This is a genomic window from Streptomyces sp. NPDC058872, from assembly GCF_042743065.1.
Lineage (GTDB): Bacteria > Actinomycetota > Actinomycetes > Streptomycetales > Streptomycetaceae > Streptomyces.
This window is the reverse complement of record NZ_JBHYMK010000041.1, coordinates 1-23,246: the sequence shown is the minus strand read 5'-3', so window position 1 is coordinate 23,246 and position 23,246 is coordinate 1. Positions and strand designations below refer to the sequence as shown.

Below are 23,246 nucleotides of genomic sequence, written 5' to 3'. Positions count from 1 at the left end.
GAGATCCGCAACCTAACAGACCGGGTCGACTCGGCCCGTGGGCTCTTGATCGAGCGCCACGACTCCCTGACCGGCGAGCATATGACTGATAATCTGCGAAATGTCCTTTTTTTCATGGCACCCCCGTGTGCCGTCGCAGAGTCGGGAGCAGCAATGTCCGGTGGACCCGAGCCCATCAGCGCCGTCGCCCGCGAGGCACTGGAACGCGAGCTCGCCGATCTACGTACCGAGCGCGAGGCCGTTGCCGCCACCCTCCGGGACGGTGGTGACGGCGAGGTGGGCGACCGGGCCGACCAGGCCGACGAGCTGCAGCGCGCCGACGAGCTCGACCGCCTCGGCACCCGCATCACCGAGATCGAGGAGCGGCTCCGGGAGGGATCCGCCGCAGGGGCTCCGAGCACCCGTTCGGTGGGGGTGGGCAGCAGCGTGACCGTACGGTTCGAGGACGGCACCGAATCCACCGTGCGGATCGGGGAGCTCGCGAGCGCCCTCGACCCGACCCTGGTCACCGCCGACAGTCCGCTCGGCCGCGCCCTGCTCGGCCGCCGCGCCGGAGACGCCGTCAGCTACGACACGCCCGAAGGGCGGACGACCGCGATCGTGCTCGCCCTCGGTTGACGGCACCGTGCGAGAAGCGCATACGGAAGCCAAGCACCCGGAGCCGACATCGGGCGCCGGCTCCGGGACCCCTCGGCAACAGCTCAAGGAAACGGACCGCAAGGGCGGCCCCGGACACACCGTCCTGGTGGCCCTCGCCATTGCCGTGCCCGTCACCAAGCTCGCCTATACGGTCGGCGGCGGCAACGCGATCCGTGACGTGCTGGTCGGCATGGAGCCGGCGAACTGGCCCGGCATCCTGGTCGGCATGGTGATCACGGACCCGCTCCTGGGATCCGTCCTCGCCGTCGTCGTCTCCCGCGTGGTCTTCGCCCTCTTCGCCGCGCGCGGGGCGGTGCCCCTCGGGACCGGTGTGGCACGGGCCGCCCAGCGGGCCGCCCTCACCCTCGTCAACCCGATCGCCATGGGAGTGATCGACGCCTGCTTCTTCGGCCCGTGGTGGGGCCTCGCCACCGGACTCGCCGCCTTCGCCCTGCGGCAGGGCGTGGTCGTGGAGTACCGCACGGGACGGCGTCGGCCGCACCGCCGGCGCGATCAGGACCGCACCGGACACCACGACCCCGGCTACCGGCCGCCCGCCTGGCTGCGCCGGGCCGCCGGCATCGAGCAGTGGGCGGCGCTGGGCCTCACGGTCGTCGTCCTGCCGGTCCTGGCCTTCGTCTCGGCGCTCAACGGGCAGTCCTGGACCTCGGTCGTGGAGTGCCAGGTCACGGACGGCGCACGGACCGAGAGCGACCGGCTGATCGAACTCGGCCGCAAGGGCAATGGCGTCGTCGGCTGGAACCTGGACACCGAGCAGGTCTCCAACGGCCTCGGCTGCACGAGTGACGAGAGCCGCTACGTGCGGGAACCGTGGTGGCGGAGCTGACGACCCTCCTCCTGCGGGCGCTCCCGGGCCGCGGGACCTGCACCGCGGTGCAGGTCCCGCGGTCGGAGGGAGGGTCCTTCAGGGTTCCAGCACCACCACGGCCTCCTCGGTGTACGCGAAGGAGGTCAGAGACTCGTACAGATAGAGCTCGACGTTGGTCGCGTCGTGCGCGGTGTAGCCGATGGCCACGTCCTGGCCGAGGCACAGCTCGAAGTCACCGCCCCGGGTGGAGAGGACGAATCCGCCGTCGAGGGCGGGGGCCCAGATCGGGGAGCCGTCCAGCATCCGGGCGAGGTGCGCCGCGATCGGGTAACCGTGGTCGGACGTCTCGCTGACCGCCCGGTACTGGTCGGCGCCGAGCAACAGGGCGTACGGACCGTCGACACCGGCGAGCCGCAACGAGGTCAGGGCCCTGCTGACCGCGTCGGGGTAGTCGCGCGGCTCGGCGGGCAGCCGCAGCGCCGGGTTGGAACTGCGGGCGCGCAGCCCCTCGATGCCCGCCTCCCCGTACCCGTCGAAGACGATGCGGTCCTCGATGAACGCCAAGGTGCGGGCCGCGTCCTTGACGGGTTGCCAGTCGGAGTCCTTCGCACCGCGTTCGACGGCGTCCACCGCGGCCCTGTCGACGGTGAAGGGCACCTTGAGTTCGACGAGGGGGCGGGCCACGCGCAGTCGTGCGGTGACTCCGGGCGCGGGTGCCGCCAGGGCGGAGAGGTGGCCGGTGCCCACGGCGGAGAGCCCGGGGCCGACCGGGTCGGGGACGTCCACGACCCGGCGCCCCGCGACGTTGCGGCGGAAGGTGCGGCGCGCCTCCTCGTCGATCTCGGCCCAGGCGGCTGCGGTGATCGGAGCGAGTTCGCGGTGCAGGTTGCTGGTGGCCCGGGAGGACGTCATGGGGCTCGGGTTCCTTTCAGGCTGCCGATGCCGAGGGACTGCACGGCACCGGCGGCGGGCTGCGCTGCGGGGAGGTCGTCGAGCAGGTCGGCGGCGGACTGCGCTGCCGGAAGGTCGTCGAGCAGGTCGGCGGCGGGCTGCGCTGCCGGAAGGTCGTCGAGGAGGTCGGCGCTGGGGACGAAGAACAGGCCGCCGGTGACGGCCCGGGAGAAGTCGAGCACGCGGTCCGTGTTTCCCGGCGGGTCGCCGAGGAACATGTTGCGGAGCATCCGCTCGGTCACCCCGGGGGTCCGTGCGTAACCGATGAAGTACGTGCCGAACTCCCCGCTGCCGACCCGCCCGAACGGCATGTTCGCGCGCAGGATCTGCTGGGGGACGCCGTTCTCGTCGGTGACGGTGTTGAGCGCCACGTGCGAGTCCGCGGGTTTGACCTCGTCGGGCAGCTCGACGTTGGACGCCTTGCCGCGTCCGATGACGTGCTCCTGCTGCTCGACGGAGAGGGCGTCCCAGGCCTCCATGTCGTGGACGTACTTCTGCACCACGACGTAGCTGCCGCCCCGGAAGGCGGGGTCCTCGTCACCGATGTGGACCGCTTCGGCCGCGGTCGCTCCCGAGGGGTTCTCGCTGCCGTCGACGAAGCCGAGCAGATCGCGCTCGTCGAAGTAGGCGAAGCCGTGCACCTCGTCGACCACCGTCACCGCACCGTCCAGGGCGGCCATGATGAGCCGGGCCAGTTCGAAGCAGAGGTCCATGCGCCGGGCGCGCACGTGGAAGAGCAGGTCACCCGGGGTGGCAGGGGCTCGATGGCGGGGCCCCTGCAGGGATCGGAAGGGGTGCAGGGCGCGCGGGCGGGGCTCGCCGACGATCCGGTCCCAGGCCGCGGAACCGATGCCGGCGACACAACCGAGTGCGGATTCGGGGGAACGGAACGCCACGGACCTGATCAGACCGGTCAACTCCCGGAGCGCCTCCCGCACCACGGCCTCCCCTCCCGGGTCGACCGTGACGACCAGGAAGACGGCCGCCCTCGACGGCGGACTGAGGACGGGCTGGGGTACGACCATGGCGCTCCCACACGGAAACCGATAAAAGGGACGAAAGGGATGGTGCCAGCGTAGGTGTGCACGATCCGGTGCGCAGCCCGGCACGACCGCCCCGAGGCCCGTCGTCTTTCCGGGGCCACCGGCTGGCGGGCTCGGAGCGGCGGACTTAGCCTGCCCGAGGGGGCCTGCCGTCCCACCGTGCCCGTGCGTTCGCAGGGCGAAAGGGTGAAGATCCTTGAGCAGCGACCAGGACGAGAACACCGCCCGCGACGGGGGAACACCCCCGGAGCACCAGGTGGGACCCGCCCCCGACGGCCCTCCCGGGTTCCGCCCGTACCACCATCCGGCCGCCGGCTGGGGCGCCGCGAAGAGCGTGACGCGCTTCCTCCTGAAGGAACGCGCGCTGGTCGACGGCCCGCGCGCCATCATGCGGATGAACCACGAGAACACCGGCTTCGACTGCCCCGGCTGCGCTTGGCCCGATGACACCAAGGGCCTCCACCTGGACATCTGCGAGAACGGCATCAAGCACGTCACCTGGGAAATGACCCCCAAGCGGGTCGGCCGCGAGTTCTTCGCCGCCCACTCGGTGACCGAGCTCTCCGGGTGGAGCGACTACGACCTGGAGAACGAGGGACGGCTCACCGAGCCGATGGTCTACGACCCCGAGACGGACCACTACGTCCCCATCGCGTGGAAGGACGCCTTCGAGCTCGTCGGCCGCACCCTGCGCGGCCTCGACGATCCCCATCAGGCCACCTACTACACCTCCGGCAGGCTGGGCAACGAAGCCACCTTCCTCTACCAGCTGATGGCCCGTGAACTGGGCACCAACAACCTGCCCGACTGCTCCAACATGTGCCACGAGGCGAGCGGTCGCGCCCTCCAGGCCTCCTTGGGCACCGGCAAGGGCACCGTCGACCTCCAGGACTGGCAGACCGCAGACGCCCTCTTCATCTTCGGCGTCAACGCCGCGTCGAACGCGCCCCGCATGCTCACCGCCCTCGCCGAAGCGCACCACCGCGGCGCCCAGATCGTGCACGTCAACCCGCTCGTGGAAGCGGCGGCCACCCGCACCATCGTCCCGCACGACTTCACGGACATGGCCCTCTTCAAACCGACGAAGACCAGCACCCTCAACCTCCAGCCGCGCATCGGCGGCGACATGGCCCTCGTCCGCGGCATGGCCAAGGCGATCCTGGAACAGTCGTCGACCGACCCGAAGGCCCTGGACGGCGAGTTCATCGAACGGCACACCAGCGGCTTCGAGGAGTACCGGGCGCTGTGCGGGGCCACTCCCTGGGAAGAGCTGGAGCGCCAGTCGGGGCTGAGCCGTGCCGACATCCTCAAGGCCGCGCGCGCGTACGGCGAGGCGGACCGCTCCATCGTCAGCTGGTGCCTCGGCGTCACCCAGCACGAGCACGGCGTCGACACCGTCCGGGAGATCGTCAACCTGCTGCTGCTCCGCGGCAACCTCGGTCGGGAGGGTGCGGGCCCCTCCCCCGTACGCGGACACAGCAACGTCCAGGGGAACCGGACCTGCGGCATCGACCACCGTCCGAGCGAGGAGTTCCTCGACCGGCTCGCCGAAGCCTGTGCGATCGACCCCCCGCGCGCCCACGGCAAGGACACCGTCGCGAGCATCAGGGCCATGCACAGCGGCGAGATCAAGGTCTTCGTCGGGATGGGGGGAAACTTCGCGCTCGCGGCACCCGACACCCCGTACACCCATGCGGCGCTGCGCACCTGCGAGCTCACGGTCCAGGTCAGCACCAAGCTGAACCGCAGCCACCTCGTGCACGGTCGGCAAGCACTCATCCTGCCCTGCCTGGGACGGACCGAGAAGGACCACCAGCGCAAGGGCGTCCAGAGCACCTCGGTCGAGGACTCGATGAGCATGGTGCACCTGTCGGTCGGCATGAAGCGCCCCGCCTCGCCGCACCTGCTCTCCGAGCCCGCCATCATCGCCGGCATGGCGCGTGCGGCGCTGCCCGACAGCGCCACGCCCTGGGAGTGGTACGTCGAGGACTACGACCGCATCCGGGACACCATGGCCCGGGCGCTCGACGGCTTCGAGGACTTCAACCGGCGCGTGCGCCTGCCGCTGGGCTTCCGCATCAAACAACCCGCCCGCGAACTGGTCTTCCGCACCCCGTCGGGACGCGCCGAGTTCTCCAGCGCCCCCCTCCCCGACGTGGTGCCCGCCCCCGGCACGCTGGCGCTCGGCACCATGCGCTCCCACGACCAGTGGAACACCACGATCTACTCCGACGACGACCGCTACCGGGGCATCAAGAACCTCCGCACCCTGGTCTTCATGAACCGCGCGGACATGCGCGAACGCGGAATCGCCGACCTCGGTCCCGTCGACATCACCAGCACCGCGAAGGACGGCAGCCAACGCCGTCTGAACGGCTACCTCGCCGTCCCGTACGACATCCCCCGCGGCTGCGCCGCCGGCTACATGCCGGAGATGAACGTGCTCTGCGCCCTGAGCGACCACAGCACCCAGAGCGACCAGCCGATCATGAAGCACATGAAGGTGACGATCGAGCCCGCCGCCTGACGACGGGCGACGCCGCGGAACGGCGCCGACGGACGCGGGGCCGACGGACGCGGGGCCGACGGGCGCGGGGTGCTCACCCCCGGCGGACGAGCCGGTCCAGCAGGAGGTAGGCGCGCCGCTCGGCGGCGGCGAGTTCGGTGGGGTCGACCTCCGCCGGCCAGAGCTCGCCCGCCGCGGCGTCGTCGGCCTCCCGCAACTCCACCGCGGCCGCCGCGAGCCGCGCCTGGACGAGGGGAAGTGCAGCGGCGTTCCCGTCCTGGATGGCCCCTTCCGCCCGCTCCGACGCCGCCGCGCAGGCGGCGAGGGCGCGTTCGGCGCGTACGGCCGCCCGGTCGTGGACCACCACCAGTGCGCAGCCGAGCGCGAGGGCGACGCCCAGCACGCTGCTGAGGGCCCGGTCCTGCACGAGGGTCCCGGCCGGTGCGGGAGCGGCCAGATCGGTCAGCAGGAGCGCCATCGGAGTGAGGAAGACGACGCCGAGGCCGTAGTTGCGGGCCACCACGTACTCCAGGAAGAACTCGAGGAGCACGATGACGAGGACGAGGGCCACCGGTCGGGGTTCCAGGGCGAGGACCCCCAGGGCGAGCAACAGGCCCACGACCGTGCCCAGGGTGCGTTGGACGGCCCGTTGTGCCGCCGTCCGCACGTTGATCGAGTGGAGGACGGCAGCGGCGGAGAGCGCGGCCCAATAGCCGTGCCCGAGGCCCAGGGCGAGGGCACTGCCGCCTGCGACCCCGGTGCCGAGCACCATCCGCAGGGCGGGCACCAGGAGGACGGCGGTACGGCCGTGGGCCGGCCCCGTCACCAGTTCGGCGGCCCGCAACTCGGTGGCGCGCAGGGTGGTCGGGTCGACCGGCCTCTGGGCGGGCCCGGGAGTGCGGGCCGGATCCACGGCGGAGTCGGGCCGGGCGAGGGTGCCGGTCTGGGCGATCAGGACGGGGAGCGCGAGGTCGGGCAGGATCCGCGGGGCCCCGCGTCGGCGGCCGAGGAGGACCCGGGCCTGCCGGCGCAGGGTGCGGGCCAGACCGGCGGGGTCCTCGGGCGGGCGGCGGACGGAGCCGACGAGCAGCGACCAGGCGAGGTCGGTGAGGCGCACGCAGGTGTCGCCCCGGCCGTGCCATTCGGCGCCGGAGGGCGGGAGGACGCCGAGCGTCCGGTAGGCCCGGAGCACGGCGGCGGTCGCCCGGTGCCGTGCGGGCACGGCCGCCTTCCCCGGACCGTCGGCACCCTCCGGAGCGCTGGCACCCGTGGCGCCCCGGACGTCCCGCGGGCCGTCCCCGTCCGCCGTCCCGCCTGAACCGCTCGGCCCCTCCGCGTCCCACAGGTCGGCGAGTTCGCGGAGGGCCGCGGCGACCGCGAGCCGTTGGGGGCGGTCCGGATACACCAACCAGCCCGCGACGGCGAGTGCCCAGGCGATCGCCGCGCCGCCCGCGGCCAGGGCGGTCCGGGGGAGCACGTCCGCGGGGGTGGCGGCGCCGTTGGCGGCCACCGCGAAGGAGACGAGGAGCAGGACGGCGCCGAGACCGCCGAGCCGGGCCGCGTCGCAGGCGAACTTGGCGGAACCGGCCACCAGGGCCGTGGCCACGACCGTCAGGACGGCGCCCGCTCCCCCGTCCCGGGGACGGGCCCAGGCCGCGAGCGCGACGCCACCGCCGACGCAGGCGGTCATCGCGAGCGCGACGACGGCCAGCACGCGGATGCGGCGGGCGTACGGAAGATTGCGGCCGAAGGAGGTGGTGAAGGATCCCAGCATCGCGTAGACGGCCTGGTCGGCCCGGCCGGTGAGGGCCATCGGCAGTGCGGACAGGGCCATGGCCAGCGCGGCGCGCAGTGCGAAGGACAGCGCGCCGTCCACGCGGTGCAGGGCGAGGGCCCCGCGTGGGGAGAGGGCGCGTCGCCAGCGGGCGGCCGGATGCCACGGACCGGTCAGCACGCGGCGCCCCGCCGGTGGACGTCGGGGAAGTGCGGGGCGACGCGGAACGCGGGGCGAGGGAGTGGGCCGGCGGGGGCTTGGGACGGGTGGGTCATGAGGGGATCCTGACGGAACGACGACCGGCCCGGCGCGTTCCGTGCCGGTCGTGCTGCTGGCCGTCGCCCGGGAGCCGCAACCGGGCGTGGCCCTCGATCGGGAGGACCGGTCACCCGCCGCCCGCTGTCCTCCGACCGGCCCTCCCCGGCGGCGGTGCACCGGGGTCCGCGCCCGGCGCAGGTGACGGACGGGCCGTCAGGCCGCGGCGGCGGCCTCGCTGCCGGCTGCGGACTCCGGCTTGCGGACCGTGCAGTGGAGGGAGTCGTCCACGACGTCGGCGACGAGCACGTCCCCGGGGTCGGCTTCCCCGCCGAGCAGCAGGGAGGCGACGCGGTTGTCGAGCTCCGTCTGGATCGTGCGGCGCAACGGCCGGGCGCCGAAGGCGGGCTGGTAGCCGTGGGCGACCAGGAGCTTCTTCGCCGCCTCGGTCACCTCCAGGGTCATGCCCTGGGCGTGGACGCGGTGCTTGCTCCGGTCGAGGAGGTGGTCGACGATCTCGGTCAGGTCGTCCTCGGTGAGGCTGTGGAAGACGATGATGTCGTCGATGCGGTTGAGGAACTCGGGCAGGAAACGTCCCCGCAGGTCCTCCATCAGCTCGTCCTTGAGCTCTGCGGCGTCGCCCTCGTGGGCGAGGATGCGGTGGGCACCGATGTTGGACGTCATGATGACGACGCAGTGGCGGAAGTCGACCGTGCGGCCCTGCCCGTCCGTGAGCCGCCCGTCGTCGAGGATCTGGAGCAGCGTGTTGAAGACGTCGGGGTGCCCCTTCTCGACCTCGTCGAAGAGGACGACGCTGTACGGGTTGCGGCGGACCTTCTCGGTGAGCTGTCCGGCCTCCTCGTAACCGACGTATCCGGGGGGCGCGCCGACGAGTCGGGCGACGGTGTGCTTCTCCTGGAACTCGCTCATGTCGAACCGGATCATCCGGTCCTCCTCGCCGAAGAGCAGCTCGGCCAGGGTCTTGGCGAGTTCGGTCTTGCCGACGCCCGTGGGCCCCAGGAAGAGGAAAGAGCCGACGGGCCGGTTCGGGTCGCCCATGCCCGCCCGGTTGCGACGCACGGCCTCGGAGACCGCGGTGACCGCCTCGTCCTGGCCGACGATGCGGGCGTGCATCTCCTCCTCCAGCTTGAGCAGCTTCTCCTTCTCGCTGGCGGTGAGCTGGGAGACGGGAATGCCGGTGCGGCGGGAGACGATGTCGGCGATGTCCGAGGCGGTCACCGAGACGACGCCCTCGCGGCGCTCCTCGATGCCGGCGAGTTCGCCCTCCACCTCGGCGATCCGCTGCTTGAGTTCCTGGGCCTTCTCGAAGTCCTCGCCCGCGACCGCTTGCTCCTTCTCGCGGCGCAGCTTCGCGAGCTTGTCCTCGCGGCTGACGACCTCGGTGGAGCGACCGCCGCTGCGCAGCCGGACCCGTGCCCCGGCCTGGTCCATCAGGTCGATGGCCTTGTCGGGGAGGAACCGGTCGCTGATGTACCGGTCGGAGAGTTCCGCGGCGGCCGTGAGCGCTCCGTCGGCGAAGCGGACCCGGTGGTGGGCCTCGTAGGCGTCCCGGAGCCCTTCGAGGATCTGCACGGTCTCCTCGACGGTCGGCTCCGGGATGAGGACGGGTTGGAAGCGGCGTTCGAGGGCGGCGTCCTTCTCGATGTGCTTGCGGTACTCGTCGATGGTGGTGGCGCCCACCACGTGCAGTTCACCGCGGGCGAGCGCGGGCTTGAGCATGTTGCCCGCGTCCATCGCGCCCTCGCCGGTGGCGCCGGCGCCGACGACCGTGTGCAGTTCGTCGACGAAGAGGATGATCTCCCCGCTGGCTTCCTGGACGTCCTCGATGACCTTCTTGAGGCGTTCCTCGAACTGCCCCCGGTACTGTGCACCGGCCACCATGCCGGACAGGTCCAGGGAGACGACCCGCTTGCCCTTCAGGCTGTCGGGGACCTCGTCCGCGACGATGCGTTGGGCGAGGCCCTCCACGATGGCGGTCTTGCCGACGCCCGGCTCGCCGATGAGCACCGGATTGTTCTTGGAGCGCCGGGAGAGGATCTCGATGGTCTGCTCGATCTCCTCGGCCCGACCGACCACGGGATCGAGCCTGCCCGCCTTCGCTTCCTCCGTGAGGTCCCGGCCGTACTCGTCGAGGCTGGTGGTCGGCTGTTTCGCAGCGGCGGTGACACCGCCCGCCTCCGGGCGGGCCGTCTGGTCGGCGAGGCCACGGAGCCTCTTCACGTCCGCTTCCTCCGCGCGCAGGAAACGGGAGGCTCCGGAATCGGGGTCGGCGAGGAGGGCGCCGAGGATGTGCTCGGGGCCGATGTAGGAGACGCCCGCCGCCTGCGAGTAGGCGTGGGCGGTGGCCAGGGTCCGCTTGGCCGCCGGGGTGAGCCCGGGCTCCGCGGACGGCTCCGTGGCCTCCCGGGGCAGCACCTCGGCGAGCTGTCCGGCCAGTTCGTCGGGGTCCACCCCGCCCTGGGAGAGCAGTCGGCGGGAAGGCTCGACCTGGGTGGCGGCCCACAGGAGGTGCTCGGTGTCGAGGTCGGAACTGCCGTCCTCGTCGGCCTTGCGTGCGGCGGTGTTCAGCAGTTCGTGGGAGGACTCGGTCAGCAGCCGTCCGATGGGAACGCGCTGCACGGCCGGGGGCGACGACGTCGGTGACATCCCGAAGAACCGGTTGAAGAGGTCGCTGAACGGATCCGACGAACCGAAGGACGAACCGAACGCCATCGACATGGCTGCTCCTGAAAGCGCAACGGAGGGGACTTTCCCACTCAAACCCGACGCCCGCGGCTCCGCAATCGGAGCGGAGTCGTGGTGCGCCGGCACGTGACCCCCCGTACGGCGGACCGAAACGCCCGGTTCGGTTCCCGACCGCAGACGATGGCTCCATGACCTCCGCAACCCCTCCGAACGGCCCGGCTCCCGAGCCCCGGGACCGTACGGACGCCCCACAGGTTCGCGCCGCCCCACTCCTGCGGCGTCCCGCACTGTGGCTCGCCCCCGGCCTCCTCAGCTCCCTGGTCGCGCTGTTCCTGTCGCTCCTCTACATGGGCGGCATCCTCAATCCGAGCGACCAGCTGAGCCGGCTGCCCATCGCCCTCGTCAACGAGGACCGGGGCCGCCCGCTACCGGGGCAGCAGGAGAACCTGGGGAAGCAGATCACCGACTCGATCGCCGCGGGCGGCCCCGCCGGGACCCCCGTCGACTGGCAGCGCCTCGACCGTGCCGGCGCCCAGGACGCCCTCGCCTCCGGCAAGGTCTTCGGCGCCCTGGTGGTGCCCGCGGACTTCACCGCGTCCGTCGCGGCGCTCACCACCGAGGGGGCGACGGTCCGCCCCACGCTCACCGTGCTGACCAACCCCGGCCTGGGCAGCCTCGGTTCCTCCCTGGCGTCCCAGATCAACCAGAACGCGGCGCACCGGGCCTCCTTGGACATCGGCCGGCGGCTCTCGCCCACCGCCGCCCTGCCGACCACGCGCCTGCTGCTGACCGATCCGGTGACGGTCACCACCCGCGTCGGCCATCCCATCGGCCGGCACAGCGGCCTCGGCCTGACCGCCTTCTACTACACGCTGCTGCTCGTCCTGAGCGGCTTCATCGGCGGGAACATCGTGCACAGCGGTGTCGACACCGCCCTCGGATACGCGGACAGCGAGATCGGCCCCTGGCACACGCGCCACCGGACCGTCCCCATCAGCCGCACCCAGACGCTCGTCCTGAAGATGGTGATGACCGCCGGCATCGCGGCCCTGACCACCACGCTCGTCATGGTCGCCACGATCGCGGTCCTCGGCATGGACGCCGCCCACCTACCGATGCTGTGGCTCTTCTCCTTCTGCGCGACGGTCGCCGTCGGACTGGGCGTCCAGGCCATCAACGCGGCCTTCGGCGGAATCGGGCAGCTCGTCTCGATGTTCGTCTTCATCGCGCTGGCGCTCCCCTCCTCCGGGGCGACCGTGCCGCTCCAGGCCACCCCGGGCTTCTACCGCTTCCTCGGCGTCTTCGAGCCGATGCGCCAGCTCAGCGAGGGCGTCAGGGCCATCCTGTACTTCGACGCCCGGGCCGATGCCGGCCTCGCCCGCGGCTGGTTCATGATCGCGCTCGGCGTGGTGCTGGCCCTGGCGTTCGGCTTCGCCATGACGCACTACTACGACCGCAGGGGGCTGCGCCGCCTCACCCCACAGCCCGAGTGACCGCAGCTCCCCCGCCCGGGCCGTGCGGCGGCGCGGCCCACACCGCCCCGCCGCGTCCGTCATGTCCTGGTGGTCACTCGTCCCAGGGCGGTTCAAACTCGTTCGGGTCGTACGGCGGCTCTTCCTCGTGCGCCGGCGGGCCGTCCGGTGCCGGCGGGCCGGAGGCCGGAACGGCGGGGCCGGCGTCCTCGGCACCCGGATCGCCGGTCGCCCGGGACAGTGCGTCGAGGACGCCTTCGGCGTACTTGGCCAACTTGGCCTCGCCGACGCCGCCGACGGTGCCCAGCTCCTCCACGGTGCCGGGCAGCCGGGTCGCGATCTCGCGCAGGGTCGCGTCGTGGAAGACGACGTAGGCCGGCACGCCCTGCTCGCGCGCCGTCTCGGCCCGCCAGGCACGGAGGGCCTCGAAGACCGGAACGGCCTGCGCGGGCAGGTCGACGGGGACGCGGGCCCCCTTGCCGGAGCGGGCCCCGGACTCCTTGCGGGAGGAGGGGGCGGCCTTCTCCTTCCGCATCGGTACCTGACGGCGGCCTCCCAGGACCTCACCGCTCTCCTCCGTGAGCACGAGGGTGCCGTAGTCGCCTTCCACCGCGAGCAGCCGTTGCGCGAGGAGTTGGCGGACGACCCCGCGCCACTCGGCCGTGCCGAGGTCGGCCCCGACGCCGAACACCGAGAGGGCGTCGTGGTCGAACTGGATGACCTTGGCGGTCCTCTTGCCCTGGAGGATGTCGATGATCTGGCCGGCGCCGAACTTCTGGCGCCGTTCCTTCGCCAGCCGCCACACCGTGGACAGCAGTTTCTGCGCTGCCACCGTGCCGTCCCAGGACTCGCCCGGCGTCAGGCAGGCGTCGCAGTTGCCGCACGGCCCGGCCGATTGTCCGAAGTACTCCAGGAGCCGCACGCGACGGCAGTCCACCGTCTCGCAGAGGGCGAGCATGGCATCGAGGTGTCGGGCGAGGGAACGGCGGTGCGCCTCGTCGCCCTCGGAGCCGTCGATGAGCTTGCGCTGCTGGACCACGTCCTGGAGGCCGTAGGCCAGCCATGCCGTGGCGGGCTCCCCGTCGCGGCCGGCGCGACCGGTCTCCTGGTAGTAGCCCTCGACCGATTTCGGCAGGTCGAGATGGGCGACGAAACGAACGTCCGGCTTGTCGATGCCCATGCCGAAGGCGATGGTCGCCACGACGACGACCCCGTCCTCGCGCAGGAAGCGGGCCTGGTGCTCCGCGCGGGTGCGGGCGTCCATGCCCGCGTGGTACGGCAGGGCGTCGACGCCCTGCTCACGGAGGAAGGCCGCCGTCTTCTCCACCGAGGCGCGCGAGAGGCAGTAGACGACTCCCGCGTCTCCCCGGTGCTCGGTGCCGATCAGTTCGAGGAGCTGCTTGAGCGGATTGTTCTTCGACACGATGCGGTACTGGATGTTCGGCCGGTCGAAGTCGGCGACGAAGTGCCGGGCCTCCTCCAAGCCGAGCCGCGCCGCGATCTCGGCGTGGGTCCCCTCCGTGGCGGTGGCCGTCAGCGCGATCCGGGGCACCTTCGGCCACCGCTCGTGCAGCATGGACAGGGCCAGGTAGTCGGGCCGGAAGTCGTGGCCCCACTGGGCGACGCAGTGCGCCTCGTCGATCGCGAAGACGGATACCGCGCCCCGGTCGAGCAGCCGCTGGGTGCCCTCGGTCCGGAGCCGTTCGGGGGCCAGGTAGAGGAGGTCCAGCTCGTCGGCGAGGAAGGCCTGCTCGACGCTCTGCCGCTCGTACGGGTCCTGCGTGGAGTTCAGGAAGCCGGCCCGCACTCCGAGCGCCCTGAGCGCGTCGACCTGGTCCTGCATGAGGGCGATGAGGGGCGAGATCACGACGCCCGTGCCCGCCCTGACGAGCGCCGGGATCTGGTAGCAGAGCGACTTTCCGCCGCCGGTCGGCATCAGGACGAGCGCATCACCGCCAGCGATGACCTGCTCGATGATCGCCTCCTGCTCCCCGCGGAAGGAGCTGTAGCCGAAGACACGGTGGAGCACCCGGGCGGCGTCGGAGGCCTCGGCGGGGGCGTCGGGCACGGCGGGGACGACAGGGGCGTCGGAATGGACCATTCGTGCAGCCTAGCCGCCCGGGCAGACAGTCCGGTCCCACCCGGGACAAGCTGTGGAAAACCCTTCCGGGCGGGGCGCGGCGTACGCCCCGCCCGAGGTCACCGGCCCACGTCGGCGCCCAAGGGGGTGCCGTCCAGGAAGCCTCCCGACTGGTGCTGCCACAGCTTTGCGTAGGCACCGTCGACCGCGAGCAGTTCCTGGTGGGTGCCCTGTTCCACGACCCGCCCGCGGTCGAGGACGACCAACCGGTCCATCGTGGCCACCGTGCTCAGCCGGTGGGCGACCACCAGGGCCGTCCGCCCGTCCATCAGCCGCCACAGCGCGTCCTGGACGAGGATCTCGCTCTCCGAATCGAGGGCGCTGGTCGCCTCGTCGAGCAGCAGGATCGGCGCGTCCCGCAGGATCGCCCGGGCGAGGGCGACCCGCTGTCGTTGACCGCCCGAAAGCTTTACCCCGCGCTCGCCGACCATCGTGTCGAAACCGTGGGGAAGCCCGTCCGCGAACTCGGTGACGTGTGCCGCTTCCGCGGCACGGCGGATCTCGGCACCGGTGGCGTCGGGGCGGGCGAAGGCGATGTTCTCCCGCAGGGTGCGGTGGAACATCGCGGGGTCCTGCGGCACGTAAGCGATCATCCCCCGCAGTTCGGCCTGCCGGAGCCGGCTGATGTCCTGGCCGCCGATCGTGATCCGTCCGCCGTCGACGTCCGTCATCCGGAGCAGCAAGCGGGTGAGCGTGGACTTGCCTCCGCCGGACCGACCGACGAATCCGACCTTGGCGCCACTGGGCACGGCCAGGTCGAGTTCTTCGAAGAGCGGCTTCGCGCCCGCGTGCGCGAAGGTCACCCGCTCGAAGCGCACCTCGGCGTTCTGCGGCCCGAGGGGCTCCGGGGCCTCGGGGTCGAGGACGGTCGGCGGTTCGAGGAGCAGTTCGGTGAACTGGGCGGCCTCCGTCATGGCGCGCTCCAGGCGTCGGTAGACCTGGTTGAACTCGAACATGATCCGGGTGGCGTTGGTGTAGTAGGTGAAGGCGACGACGACGGCCTCCACGCCGTGCTCCCGCCCGCCGAGGGTGAGGGCGAGCACGAGCCCGAGGACGTTCGTCAGGACGGACATCGGTGCGACGAGCGTGTCGATCCGCAGGTTTCCGTAGTCCCAGGAACGCAGCATGATTCGCTGCAACTCCGAGACCCGGGAACGGTGTTCGGCCGCCTCGCGCTTTTCGGCGCCGAAGGACCGCACCGTGTCCATGTTCGTCAGGCTGTCCGCGACGTGGCCCGAGACCCGGGCAGCCGCCTGCTCGCGCTCGGCGACGAGCAGTTGCCGGCGGCGGATCAGCGGTGCCACGCACACGCCGGTGAGGGCGATGAGCGCCAGGAGTCCGACCACGAGCAGCGGGTCGTACTGCCAGAGGACCACCGAAGCGAACAGGAGCGGCACGAACCTCCCCATGATCGAGAAGGTCAGCGTGTCGACGAACTCCTCGAAGCGGGAGGCGAACCCCAGGACCCGCTTGGTCAGCGATCCGGCGAAGTTGTCGTGGAAGAACGCGGCGTCCTTCGTGAACAGCGCGTCCATGCCGATGACGTAGAGGTGCTCGATCCCACGGGCGTCGAGCCGGTTGAGGCAGTGCAGCCCGACGCGCCAGAGGGCTTCCCCGAGCAGTAGGACCCCGGCGAAGGCGAGGGCGTGGGGAAGCAGGGCGCCGGGGCCTTCACCGGCGCCGTCGTCGGCGATCCTGCCGACGAGTTTGGCGACGACGAGGGGGGCGATGTAGTTGATCGCGATGTTGCCGAGTGCCGGTAGGAGCAGGGCGGGGGCGGCCAGCCATCGGAGGCGGAGCATTTCCCGTCCGTAGAAGCGGGCGGCAAGGAGCACCGAGCCCTTGTGCGGTAAGCCTTGGCGTGAATCAGGTGTTTCGGATTTTTGTTTTGATCCCATACCCAACCTCCCTTTTGTCGGACCGAAGGTGAGGAAGGGAGTCTGCCGCGCGCCCGGCACACCCGTCCAAGGATTTTCCGTACGGAGCGTGCACAGTTGGTCACTTTACGTACCTTCGGGCGGGGCGGCCCCGCCCGAGGGGGCCTCCGACACCATCGGGCCAGGGGCGCCGAATCCTCGGGAACGGCGGGCGGGAGTGGCCGGCCCCCCGGGCACGGTCAGCCACCCGGAAAAGCAGAAGACCCCTGACGAACAGGGGTCTTCAGGGGTGTCCGAGGGGGGACTTGAACCCCCACGCCCGATAAAGGGCACTAGCACCTCAAGCTAGCGCGTCTGCCATTCCGCCACCCGGACCGGTAGCTCACCGCGATCCACGTTTCCGCTTCCCGCTGCGACGGAGAACAATCTACCAGGCATTCGGGGCGCTCTTCACCCGCGTTTCCCGTGGTCAGCGGGGTGATGTTCGCGCACGGCGGGAGGTCGCGGCGGCGAACAGGGGGCAGCGCACGCGGCCGGACGGCACGACAGGGCTTCCGCAGCCCTGGTGGAGCCCTCGGGGCGGCGCGGCGTACGGCGCACCCGCGGACGGGAGCGGACGGGGGCAGGGAGGCGGGGGTGGGGGGCGGCACCCCCAGGGCGACAACGGGGCGACCGGGCGCCGGGGTGCCGGACGCCCCTCGGAGAGCGGTCGACGACGCCCTCGCGGGGAGCGCGACCACCCCGGCCCCGGAGGGAACAGCGGCCCCCTCCGGCCGACAACGCCCCCTTGCCAGCAAGGGACTTCATTCTAAGAATGCTCATGACAATCGAAGGATTCTCGGTTGCACGGTCACCAGAGGGGAACCCCCACATGAAGAAGCCTCTCGTCGGAGCACTGCTCGCCCTGCTGCTGGCAGGCGCCGCCACCGCTCCGGCCGCGGCCTCGACGTCCCCGGAGGCGACGGCCCCGGTCCGGACGACCCAGACCACCGCCGTCGACTTCGCAGGAACGGTCGCGCTCAGCAACTGCTCGGGCTCCGTCGTCCGCACGCCCACCTCCCTGCCGAGCGACCCCGCGCTCGTCCTGTCCAACGGACACTGCCTGGAGTCGGGCTTCCCCGCGGCCGGCGAGGTCATCGAGGACCAGCGGTCCAGCCGCTCCTTCTCCCTCCTCAACTCCTCGGGCAGCAAGGTCGGGACGCTGCGGGCCGACAGGATCGCGTACGCGACGATGACCGACACGGACATCTCCCTCTACCGGCTGACCAAGACGTACGCACAGATCCAGAGCCGGTACGGGATCAGCGCCCTGACCCTCGACGACGCCCATCCGACGGCGGGCACGGCAATCAAGGTGGTCTCCGGGTACTGGAAGCGGATCTACAGCTGCGACATCGACGGCTTCGTCTACCGCATGCAGGAAGGCCAGTGGACCTGGAAGGACTCGGTCCGCTACACCTCCTCCTGCAACACCATCGGCGGCACCTCGGGTTCGCCGGTGATCGACGCGACCACCGGCAAGGTGGTCGCGGTCAACAACACGGGCAACGAGAGCGGTGGGAGCTGCACCCTCAACAACCCCTGCGAGATAGACGAGAACGGCAATGTGACCGTGCGTCAGGGCATCAACTACGCCCAGGAGACGTACACGATCGTTCCCTGCATCGGCGCCGGGAACGTGATCGACCTGAACCGTGCGGGCTGCCTGCTGCCGAAGCCGTGAGGCCCTCCGCCCCCACCGACCGACCGGTGGGGGCGGCAACGGGAGGGGACGGCGCGCTCCGGACCGACGCCCGCCCCGCCCCACCCGGGAAAGTTCCCCACCCGAGAAATGCGGCATTCGGGTGACATCTCGCCCTCCAAAGGATCTTCCATGCCTAAGATCCATTTCCGTGACAGAAAGTCAACACATGGGAAATGAGCGGGAGTCGACGGATGTGGTCATCCTCGGGGCGGGTCCGGCCGGTCTGGTGCTGAGCAACCTCCTGCTGCGCAGCGGAATCGACTGCGTCGTCCTCGAGCGCGCCGGCGAGGAGCACGTACGGAACCGTGCCCGTGCCGGCTTCCTCGCCGCCCACACGGTGCGGGTACTGCGGCGGCACGGGCTCGACGGGGGCCTGCGGAAGCGGGGCCGGGAGCACGGCACCTGCGAGTTCCGCACCGAGGACGGGCGCTTCCGACTGGACTACCGACGACTCGGCAGGGGCGAACCGCACACCGTCTATCCGCAGCACGAGCTGGTGGCGGACCTGCTGGTCTCGTACGTCGGGGCGGGTGGCCGCATCCGGTTCGGCACCGAGGCGGTGGAGATCGGTGGCTTCGACGGCGATCGACCGTGGGTGGCGACGAGGGCCGCGGACGGAGGCACCGGACGGTGGCGTGCGCGGTACGTCGCCGCCTGCGACGGCCGGCACGGCGCCGGGCGGCGCTCGTTGCCGAGCGGGGTCGGACGACGGCACCGACACGACCACGGGGTCTCTTGGCTCGGACTGCTGGCCGAGGCCCCGCCCAGCCTCGACGCCGTCGGGTACGCGACCCATCCCCGCGGTTTCGCCGGGCACATGGTCCGGTCCGCCGACGTCACCCGCTACTACCTCCAGTGCGCACGCGGCGCCTCCGTCGACGCGTGGGGGGAGGAGCAGATCTGGGACGAACTGGACCTGCGGATGCGGAGTGTCGATTACGGACCGCTTCGACGCGGCCGACTCCTCCAACACACCCTCGTCGACCTGGAGTCGGACGTGCTCGACCCCCTGCGGTACGGCTCCCTCTTCCTGGTCGGCGATGCCGCCGGCCTCATCAGCCCCACCGCGGCCAAAGGCGCGAACCTGGCGGTCCTGGGCGCCGAACTGCTCGCCACCGCACTCGTCGACGAGCTGCACCGCGGTGATCCCGGACCGCTCGCCCGCTACTCCGAGCGGTGCCTGGCGCACATCTGGCGCGCACAGGACTTTTCCCACTGGATGATCGGCCTGCTCCACGGCTCGGCCCCCTTCCAGGAGGGGATGCGCCGCTCCCGCATGAGGGCGCTGCAGACGTCCCGCACCCAGCAGGACTGGTTCGCCGAACACTACGTCGGCGTGTGACCCGTTCTCCTGCTTTCCCCGCGCTCCCCCTGCTTTCCCCGCGCTCCCCCCGCGCTCCCCCTGCTTTCCCGCTCGCTTCGCCGAGCCCCCACCCGCTGCGCCGAGCCCCGCTCGCTTCCGCGGATTCCTGCTCCCGGCCCGCCGGCCGGAGCACGTTCCCTCCCCCCTTCCCCGAGGATGCCCGCCCGATGCGTACCCCTGTCACGGTGTCCCTCCTCGCCCCCGACGACGTCCGGCGCCTGCGGGCGACCGCCGACTTCGTCCGGGAGCAGGAGACCCCCGCCCTTTTGTCCCGCGTGCTGCCCGGCCTGCACGGCCCCGAACTGCGGGCGGTGGCGGACCGGTGCCGGTTCGGACACGCCGCGCTGCTCCTCTTCCCCGGCGACCGTGCGGCCCTGCGCGCCGGACTCGCCGCGTGCGGACTCTCCGACGACTCCGGTTCCCGGCCGAGCGTCGTGGTCCGCGACCGGTTGGCCGCGCGCCACGGCCTTGACGCCGGCGATCTTGACGTAAGGATTCTCCGTCCTGCCGTGCACGGACCCCGGGGGGAACGCCGGGCGGTCGAGGTGTTCTCGCTCGTCACGCCCCCCGGAGCAGCACTGGCCGCACTCGCCGCGCACGAGCGCGCGCACGACCACGAGGCGCACCTGGCCTTCGACGTGGACCGGCCCGACCCCCTGGTGCTGCGCGGACTGCGGGCGAGCTTCGGACGCCACGGTGCGGTGGCCGACGGCGGCGGGTACAACCCGCACGAGGACGGGACCGTGTTCTACTTCACGGCGCCTCCCGGAACGGAGACCGGCTACCGACGGCTGGAGCTGTACGCGGGCGGGGACCACCGGGACCTCCTGGACGAGCACCTGGCGGCCCGCCCGGCGACCGCGGCCACGGGCTCAGCGGAAACGCTCCTGCGGCTGTTGACCGGAGCCTGGACGACACAGGCCCTCGCCACCTGCGCCCAGTTGCGGCTTCCCGAGGCGATGAGCCCGCACACGCCCCTCGACGCAGGGCGGTTGGCACGCGACGTGGGGGCGCAGGCCGGAGAACTGACCACGTTGCTGCGGTACCTCGCCATGCTGGGCGTGGTGTCGGAGGAGCCGGAAGGCTTCCGCCTCACCGGGGCCGGTCTGCTCCTGCGCGAGGAGACCACCGGCTCGATGCGCCCCCTGGCGTTGATGTACGGGGGCCCGTTCTACCAGTCCTTCGCACATCTGACCCATGCGGTGCGGACCGGGGAGCCCGGTTTCGACCACCTCTACGGCGAGAACCACTTCGACCACTTCGCCCGTGACCCCGAACTCGCCGCGGCCTTCGACGGTTCCATGGCCGCCAGTTCCCCCATGTTCGATCCGCTGCCGGCGCATCCCGTGCTCACGGCGGCAGCGGCTTCCCCGGCCGCCCGTACGGTGGTCGACGTGGCGGGCGGCACCGGCGAACTGCTCGGACGGGTGCTGGCCGCCCATCCGTCGCTGCGCGGCGTCCTCCTGGAGCGGCCCCACGTCGTGGCCGCCGCCCGGGAACGCCTCGCCGCCACCGGCGTCGGCGAGCGGTGCTCCTACCGGGTCGGCGACTTCGCGGACGTGCCGTCGACCGGAGACGTGTACCTGTTGTCCCGGGTCCTGCACGACTGGGACGACGCGCGGTGTCGGGAGATCCTGCGGCACCTGGCGGGTGCGATGCCGGACCGTGCCGACCTGCTCGTGGTCGAACGGCTGCTGCCGACGGACGCCACCCCTTCCCTGGCGACCGCGTGGGACCTCCACATGGTGTGCAACACCGGTGGTCGCGAGCGCCGCGCCGACGCGTACGCCAGGCTGTTCGAGGCGTCCGGGCTCGTGCTCGTCGGGCACCGTCCGCTTCCCTTCGACGCCCATGTCCTGCACGTGCGGAAGCCCTGACCGTCGGACCCCCCGACGGCCTTCCGACGGGCGGGGTACGGGCGGGGTACGGGCGGGTCGCGGCGCCCGTGCCCCTTCGCCGGGCCCGTCGGGCTCCCGGACGCGCCAGGACCGCGCAGGGGACAGTCGGGTCGGAGGTCCCTCAGGCCCGCTTGCCGTCGCCACCGATCCGATCGCCCTCGGGCCGGCCGAGGGAGGCCTCCTCGATCCGGCCGCCGCGACCGAGCAGTCCGGTCTGCTCGAACGCGTGCTCCCTCATGAGGCGGGGCAGTTCCCGTCGGGACAACAGGTCGACCGCCAGCGGGAAGAACGGCCGCCCGGCCTGGGCGAGCCGGAGCCACGGGGGCGCGTAGACGGTCGCGGAGCGACGGTCCACCCCGCGCGCGATCCAGGCCGAGACCCGGTCCACCGGGTAGACCCGACGGGCGGGGGCCGGCATGTGTCCGCGTAGTTCCCGAAGGACGGTGTGACGGTCCACGTCGCGGATCATGTCGGTGTCGGTCCAGTGCAGATAGGCGACGCCCACGCCGATGCCCACGTGGGCCACTTCGGCGCGGAGGGAGCGGGCGAACGCCTCGGCCCCGGCCTTGGAGGCGCAGTAGGCGCTCATCATGGGGGCGGCGCCGAAGGCTGCGGTGGAGGCGACCTGGAGGAAGTAGCCGTGCGTGGCCCGCAGTCCGGGGAGGAAGGAACGCGCGGTGGAGGCGCTGCCGACCAGGTTGACGTCGATGACGCGGCGCCAGGTCCCGGGGTCCGAGGTCTCGAAGGGGCCGCCTTCGGCGACGCCCGCGTTGGCGATGACCACCGAGGGAGCACCGAGGTGCCGGCTCACGTCCTCGGCGGCCCGGTCCATGGCGGCGTCGTCGGTGACGTCGACCTCGACGACGTGACCGGTGGTGGGGAGGGTCTCCGCCACCGCCTCCAGGGTGGCTGCCTCCCGGCCGAGCAGCGCCACCCGCATCCCCCGGTCGGCGAGTCGGTGGGCCAGGCCGGCGCCCAGACCGCGTGCCGCCCCGGTCACGACCGCGGTCCGTCCCTGCAGTTCCCACGAGCGGGTCATGGCAACCTCCGTTGTGGTGGGGGGCGTCGCCGCGGAGCGGCCCGCCGTCCCTCTCCCCGTGATCAGTCCTGGTCGGCTTCGGCGGTGCCGGTGAGCGCCCGGTACGGGGCGTGCCCGGCTCCGGGCAGGACGGCCGGGGCCGCCTCCGGCGTGGTGCCGACAGCGGCCCGGCGTCGGGCACGGGCCTCCCGGGCGGCTTCACGCGGGTGTCGCCGTTGCCAGTAGGGGTTGTCGTGGGACAGCTTGCTCGACACCCGTCCGTACATGCCGAAGGTGACGATGAGGAGCCCCATGACGAAGCTGAACATCACGTTGGTCATGCCGAAGTCGAGGAAGTTCGCCGGCCGGTCCAGCACGAACAGGTGGTAGAAGCCGCTCAGGAGGAACAGGCCCCCGACGGTCATGTTCAGGGTGGAGGCGAAGTTCCCTCCCTTGGCCGCGCCCGCGAGCAGGGTGAGGCCCACGACGAGCGAGATCACGCTCAGCGTGGTGTTGGTCGTCATGCCCGCGATCCGCTCCCCCGAGGTGTCGAAGGGGCTGAGGGCGTCCGCGAAGCCCAAACAGCCGAAGACCAGCAGGATGCAGCCGCACAGGGCGGCTCCCAACCGGTAGACCGTGGCGAGGTGGTGATCGACGGGCAGTTCGTCCTTGAGCTTCACCGTCGCCCTCCTGTCCGTCCGTGTGCCGGGGACCGCTCGCCGTCGGCGGGCCTCCCCCTCGTCGTCCTCGTCTGGATCATGGGGACCTCCTCGACCGGAACACCTGTTCGCCCTGGACCGCTTCGCGGCTTTATAGGCTTTTCTGGCGGGGTCGGGATCCGGATGCGGGAGGGAGCGATCGGAGGTTCCTTTCGCCCGGTCGGCCCCGTCCCGGGCGACGTCCTCCGAGGCGGGGGGTACGGTCCGGCCGGAGCCCGCCCCGTTACCTTTTCCGTGGCCCTGAAATGGGGCTCCTGGCCTCCGGGCCCGGCATGACTGTTGCCCCCTGTCGAAGGCATGACCTGGGGGGTG

Annotated in this window: 15 protein-coding genes and 1 tRNA gene; 7 read left to right on the top strand and 9 right to left on the bottom strand. The window is 71.8% G+C overall.

The genetic code is table 11. From position 1 onward, the window contains the following. The first annotated feature begins 153 nt into the window (after positions 1-153). Together ACFW22_RS24145 and ACFW22_RS24140 are read left to right on the top strand one after the other, a co-directional pair. A complete protein-coding gene (locus ACFW22_RS24145; RefSeq protein WP_386408209.1) occupies positions 154-618 on the top strand; it encodes a GreA/GreB family elongation factor in 465 nt (154 codons plus the stop codon). Positions 619-625: 7 nt separating this feature from the next. Next, positions 626-1,486, top strand: coding sequence for a hypothetical protein (locus ACFW22_RS24140; protein ID WP_386408207.1), 861 nt, complete (start codon positions 626-628; stop codon positions 1,484-1,486). A 78-nt stretch (positions 1,487-1,564) separates the two neighbouring features. Here ACFW22_RS24140 and ACFW22_RS24135 read toward each other — a convergent pair whose 3' ends face one another. Next, a complete protein-coding gene (locus tag ACFW22_RS24135; protein WP_386408205.1) occupies positions 1,565-2,380 on the bottom strand; it encodes a family 1 encapsulin nanocompartment shell protein in 816 nt (271 codons plus the stop codon). Continuing rightward, positions 2,377-3,444, bottom strand: a complete 1,068-nt coding sequence (locus tag ACFW22_RS24130; RefSeq protein WP_386408203.1) for a Dyp-type peroxidase — start codon at positions 3,442-3,444, stop codon at positions 2,377-2,379. Before ACFW22_RS24130 ends, ACFW22_RS24135 begins: the two co-directional genes overlap by 4 nt. A 214-nt stretch (positions 3,445-3,658) precedes the next feature. Between ACFW22_RS24130 and ACFW22_RS24125 the strand changes: the two genes are divergently transcribed. Next, a complete protein-coding gene (locus ACFW22_RS24125; RefSeq protein WP_386408201.1) occupies positions 3,659-5,989 on the top strand; it encodes an FdhF/YdeP family oxidoreductase in 2,331 nt (776 codons plus the stop codon). Between the two features lie 73 nt (positions 5,990-6,062). On the opposite strand, the gene ACFW22_RS24120 is transcribed toward ACFW22_RS24125, so the two are convergent. Both ACFW22_RS24120 and ACFW22_RS24115 read right to left on the bottom strand, forming a co-directional pair. Further along, complete coding sequence (locus ACFW22_RS24120; protein ID WP_386408199.1) at positions 6,063-7,922, bottom strand: FUSC family protein; 1,860 nt, start codon at positions 7,920-7,922, stop codon at positions 6,063-6,065. A gap of 291 nt (positions 7,923-8,213) precedes the next feature. Continuing rightward, positions 8,214-10,736 (bottom strand): ATP-dependent Clp protease ATP-binding subunit, encoded by a 2,523-nt coding sequence (locus ACFW22_RS24115; RefSeq protein WP_386408197.1) that lies wholly within the window; start codon positions 10,734-10,736, stop codon positions 8,214-8,216. Between the two features lie 155 nt (positions 10,737-10,891). Here ACFW22_RS24115 and ACFW22_RS24110 point away from each other — a divergent pair, with 155 nt between their 5' ends. Further along, entirely contained in the window at positions 10,892-12,196 is a 1,305-nt protein-coding gene (locus tag ACFW22_RS24110) for a YhgE/Pip domain-containing protein (protein WP_386408195.1), read from the top strand. Positions 12,197-12,269: 73 nt separating this feature from the next. On the opposite strand, the gene recQ is transcribed toward ACFW22_RS24110, so the two are convergent. The 3 genes from recQ to ACFW22_RS24095 form a co-directional block, all read right to left on the bottom strand. After that, positions 12,270-14,276 (bottom strand): DNA helicase RecQ, encoded by a 2,007-nt coding sequence (recQ, locus tag ACFW22_RS24105; RefSeq protein WP_386408193.1) that lies wholly within the window; start codon positions 14,274-14,276, stop codon positions 12,270-12,272. 98 nt (positions 14,277-14,374) lie between these two features. Then, entirely contained in the window at positions 14,375-16,213 is a 1,839-nt protein-coding gene (locus ACFW22_RS24100; protein WP_386408191.1) for an ABC transporter ATP-binding protein, read from the bottom strand. A 269-nt stretch (positions 16,214-16,482) separates the two neighbouring features. Continuing rightward, positions 16,483-16,567: transfer RNA gene (locus ACFW22_RS24095), tRNA-Leu, on the bottom strand. A gap of 496 nt (positions 16,568-17,063) precedes the next feature. Between ACFW22_RS24095 and ACFW22_RS24090 the strand changes: the two genes are divergently transcribed. The 3 genes from ACFW22_RS24090 (at position 17,064) to ACFW22_RS24080 (ending at position 21,176) form a co-directional block, all read left to right on the top strand. Continuing rightward, positions 17,064-17,915 (top strand): serine protease, encoded by an 852-nt coding sequence (locus ACFW22_RS24090; protein WP_386408189.1) that lies wholly within the window; start codon positions 17,064-17,066, stop codon positions 17,913-17,915. Between the two features lie 187 nt (positions 17,916-18,102). Further along, positions 18,103-19,278: a 4-hydroxybenzoate 3-monooxygenase gene (locus tag ACFW22_RS24085; RefSeq protein WP_386408187.1), complete on the top strand. Its 1,176-nt coding sequence runs from the start codon at positions 18,103-18,105 to the stop codon at positions 19,276-19,278. A 188-nt stretch (positions 19,279-19,466) separates the two neighbouring features. Further along, positions 19,467-21,176, top strand: coding sequence for a methyltransferase (locus ACFW22_RS24080; RefSeq protein WP_386408185.1), 1,710 nt, complete (start codon positions 19,467-19,469; stop codon positions 21,174-21,176). 142 nt (positions 21,177-21,318) lie between these two features. Here ACFW22_RS24080 and ACFW22_RS24075 read toward each other — a convergent pair whose 3' ends face one another. Further along, positions 21,319-22,236: an SDR family oxidoreductase gene (locus ACFW22_RS24075; protein WP_386408183.1), complete on the bottom strand. Its 918-nt coding sequence runs from the start codon at positions 22,234-22,236 to the stop codon at positions 21,319-21,321. 62 nt (positions 22,237-22,298) lie between these two features. Next, on the bottom strand, positions 22,299-22,895 hold the full coding sequence (locus ACFW22_RS24070; protein WP_386408181.1) for a DUF4383 domain-containing protein: 597 nt from the start codon (positions 22,893-22,895) through the stop codon (positions 22,299-22,301). Between the last annotated feature and the right edge of the window lie 351 nt (positions 22,896-23,246).

Excerpts from the sequence above, each read along its gene's own strand:
- ACFW22_RS24145 (WP_386408209.1), top strand. The coding sequence starts at position 154 with ATGTCCGGTGGACCCGAGCCCATCAGCGCCGTCGCCCGCGAGGCACTG.
- ACFW22_RS24085 (WP_386408187.1), top strand. The coding sequence starts at position 18,103 with ATGGGAAATGAGCGGGAGTCGACGGATGTGGTCATCCTCGGGGCGGGT.
- ACFW22_RS24075 (WP_386408183.1), bottom strand. The coding sequence starts at position 22,236 with ATGACCCGCTCGTGGGAACTGCAGGGACGGACCGCGGTCGTGACCGGG.
- ACFW22_RS24110 (WP_386408195.1), top strand. The coding sequence starts at position 10,892 with ATGACCTCCGCAACCCCTCCGAACGGCCCGGCTCCCGAGCCCCGGGAC.
- ACFW22_RS24100 (WP_386408191.1), bottom strand. The coding sequence starts at position 16,213 with ATGGGATCAAAACAAAAATCCGAAACACCTGATTCACGCCAAGGCTTA.
- ACFW22_RS24080 (WP_386408185.1), top strand. The coding sequence starts at position 19,467 with ATGCGTACCCCTGTCACGGTGTCCCTCCTCGCCCCCGACGACGTCCGG.
- ACFW22_RS24090 (WP_386408189.1), top strand. The coding sequence starts at position 17,064 with ATGAAGAAGCCTCTCGTCGGAGCACTGCTCGCCCTGCTGCTGGCAGGC.
- recQ (WP_386408193.1), bottom strand. The coding sequence starts at position 14,276 with ATGGTCCATTCCGACGCCCCTGTCGTCCCCGCCGTGCCCGACGCCCCC.
- ACFW22_RS24130 (WP_386408203.1), bottom strand. The coding sequence starts at position 3,444 with ATGGTCGTACCCCAGCCCGTCCTCAGTCCGCCGTCGAGGGCGGCCGTC.
- ACFW22_RS24135 (WP_386408205.1), bottom strand. The coding sequence starts at position 2,380 with ATGACGTCCTCCCGGGCCACCAGCAACCTGCACCGCGAACTCGCTCCG.
- ACFW22_RS24115 (WP_386408197.1), bottom strand. The coding sequence starts at position 10,736 with ATGTCGATGGCGTTCGGTTCGTCCTTCGGTTCGTCGGATCCGTTCAGC.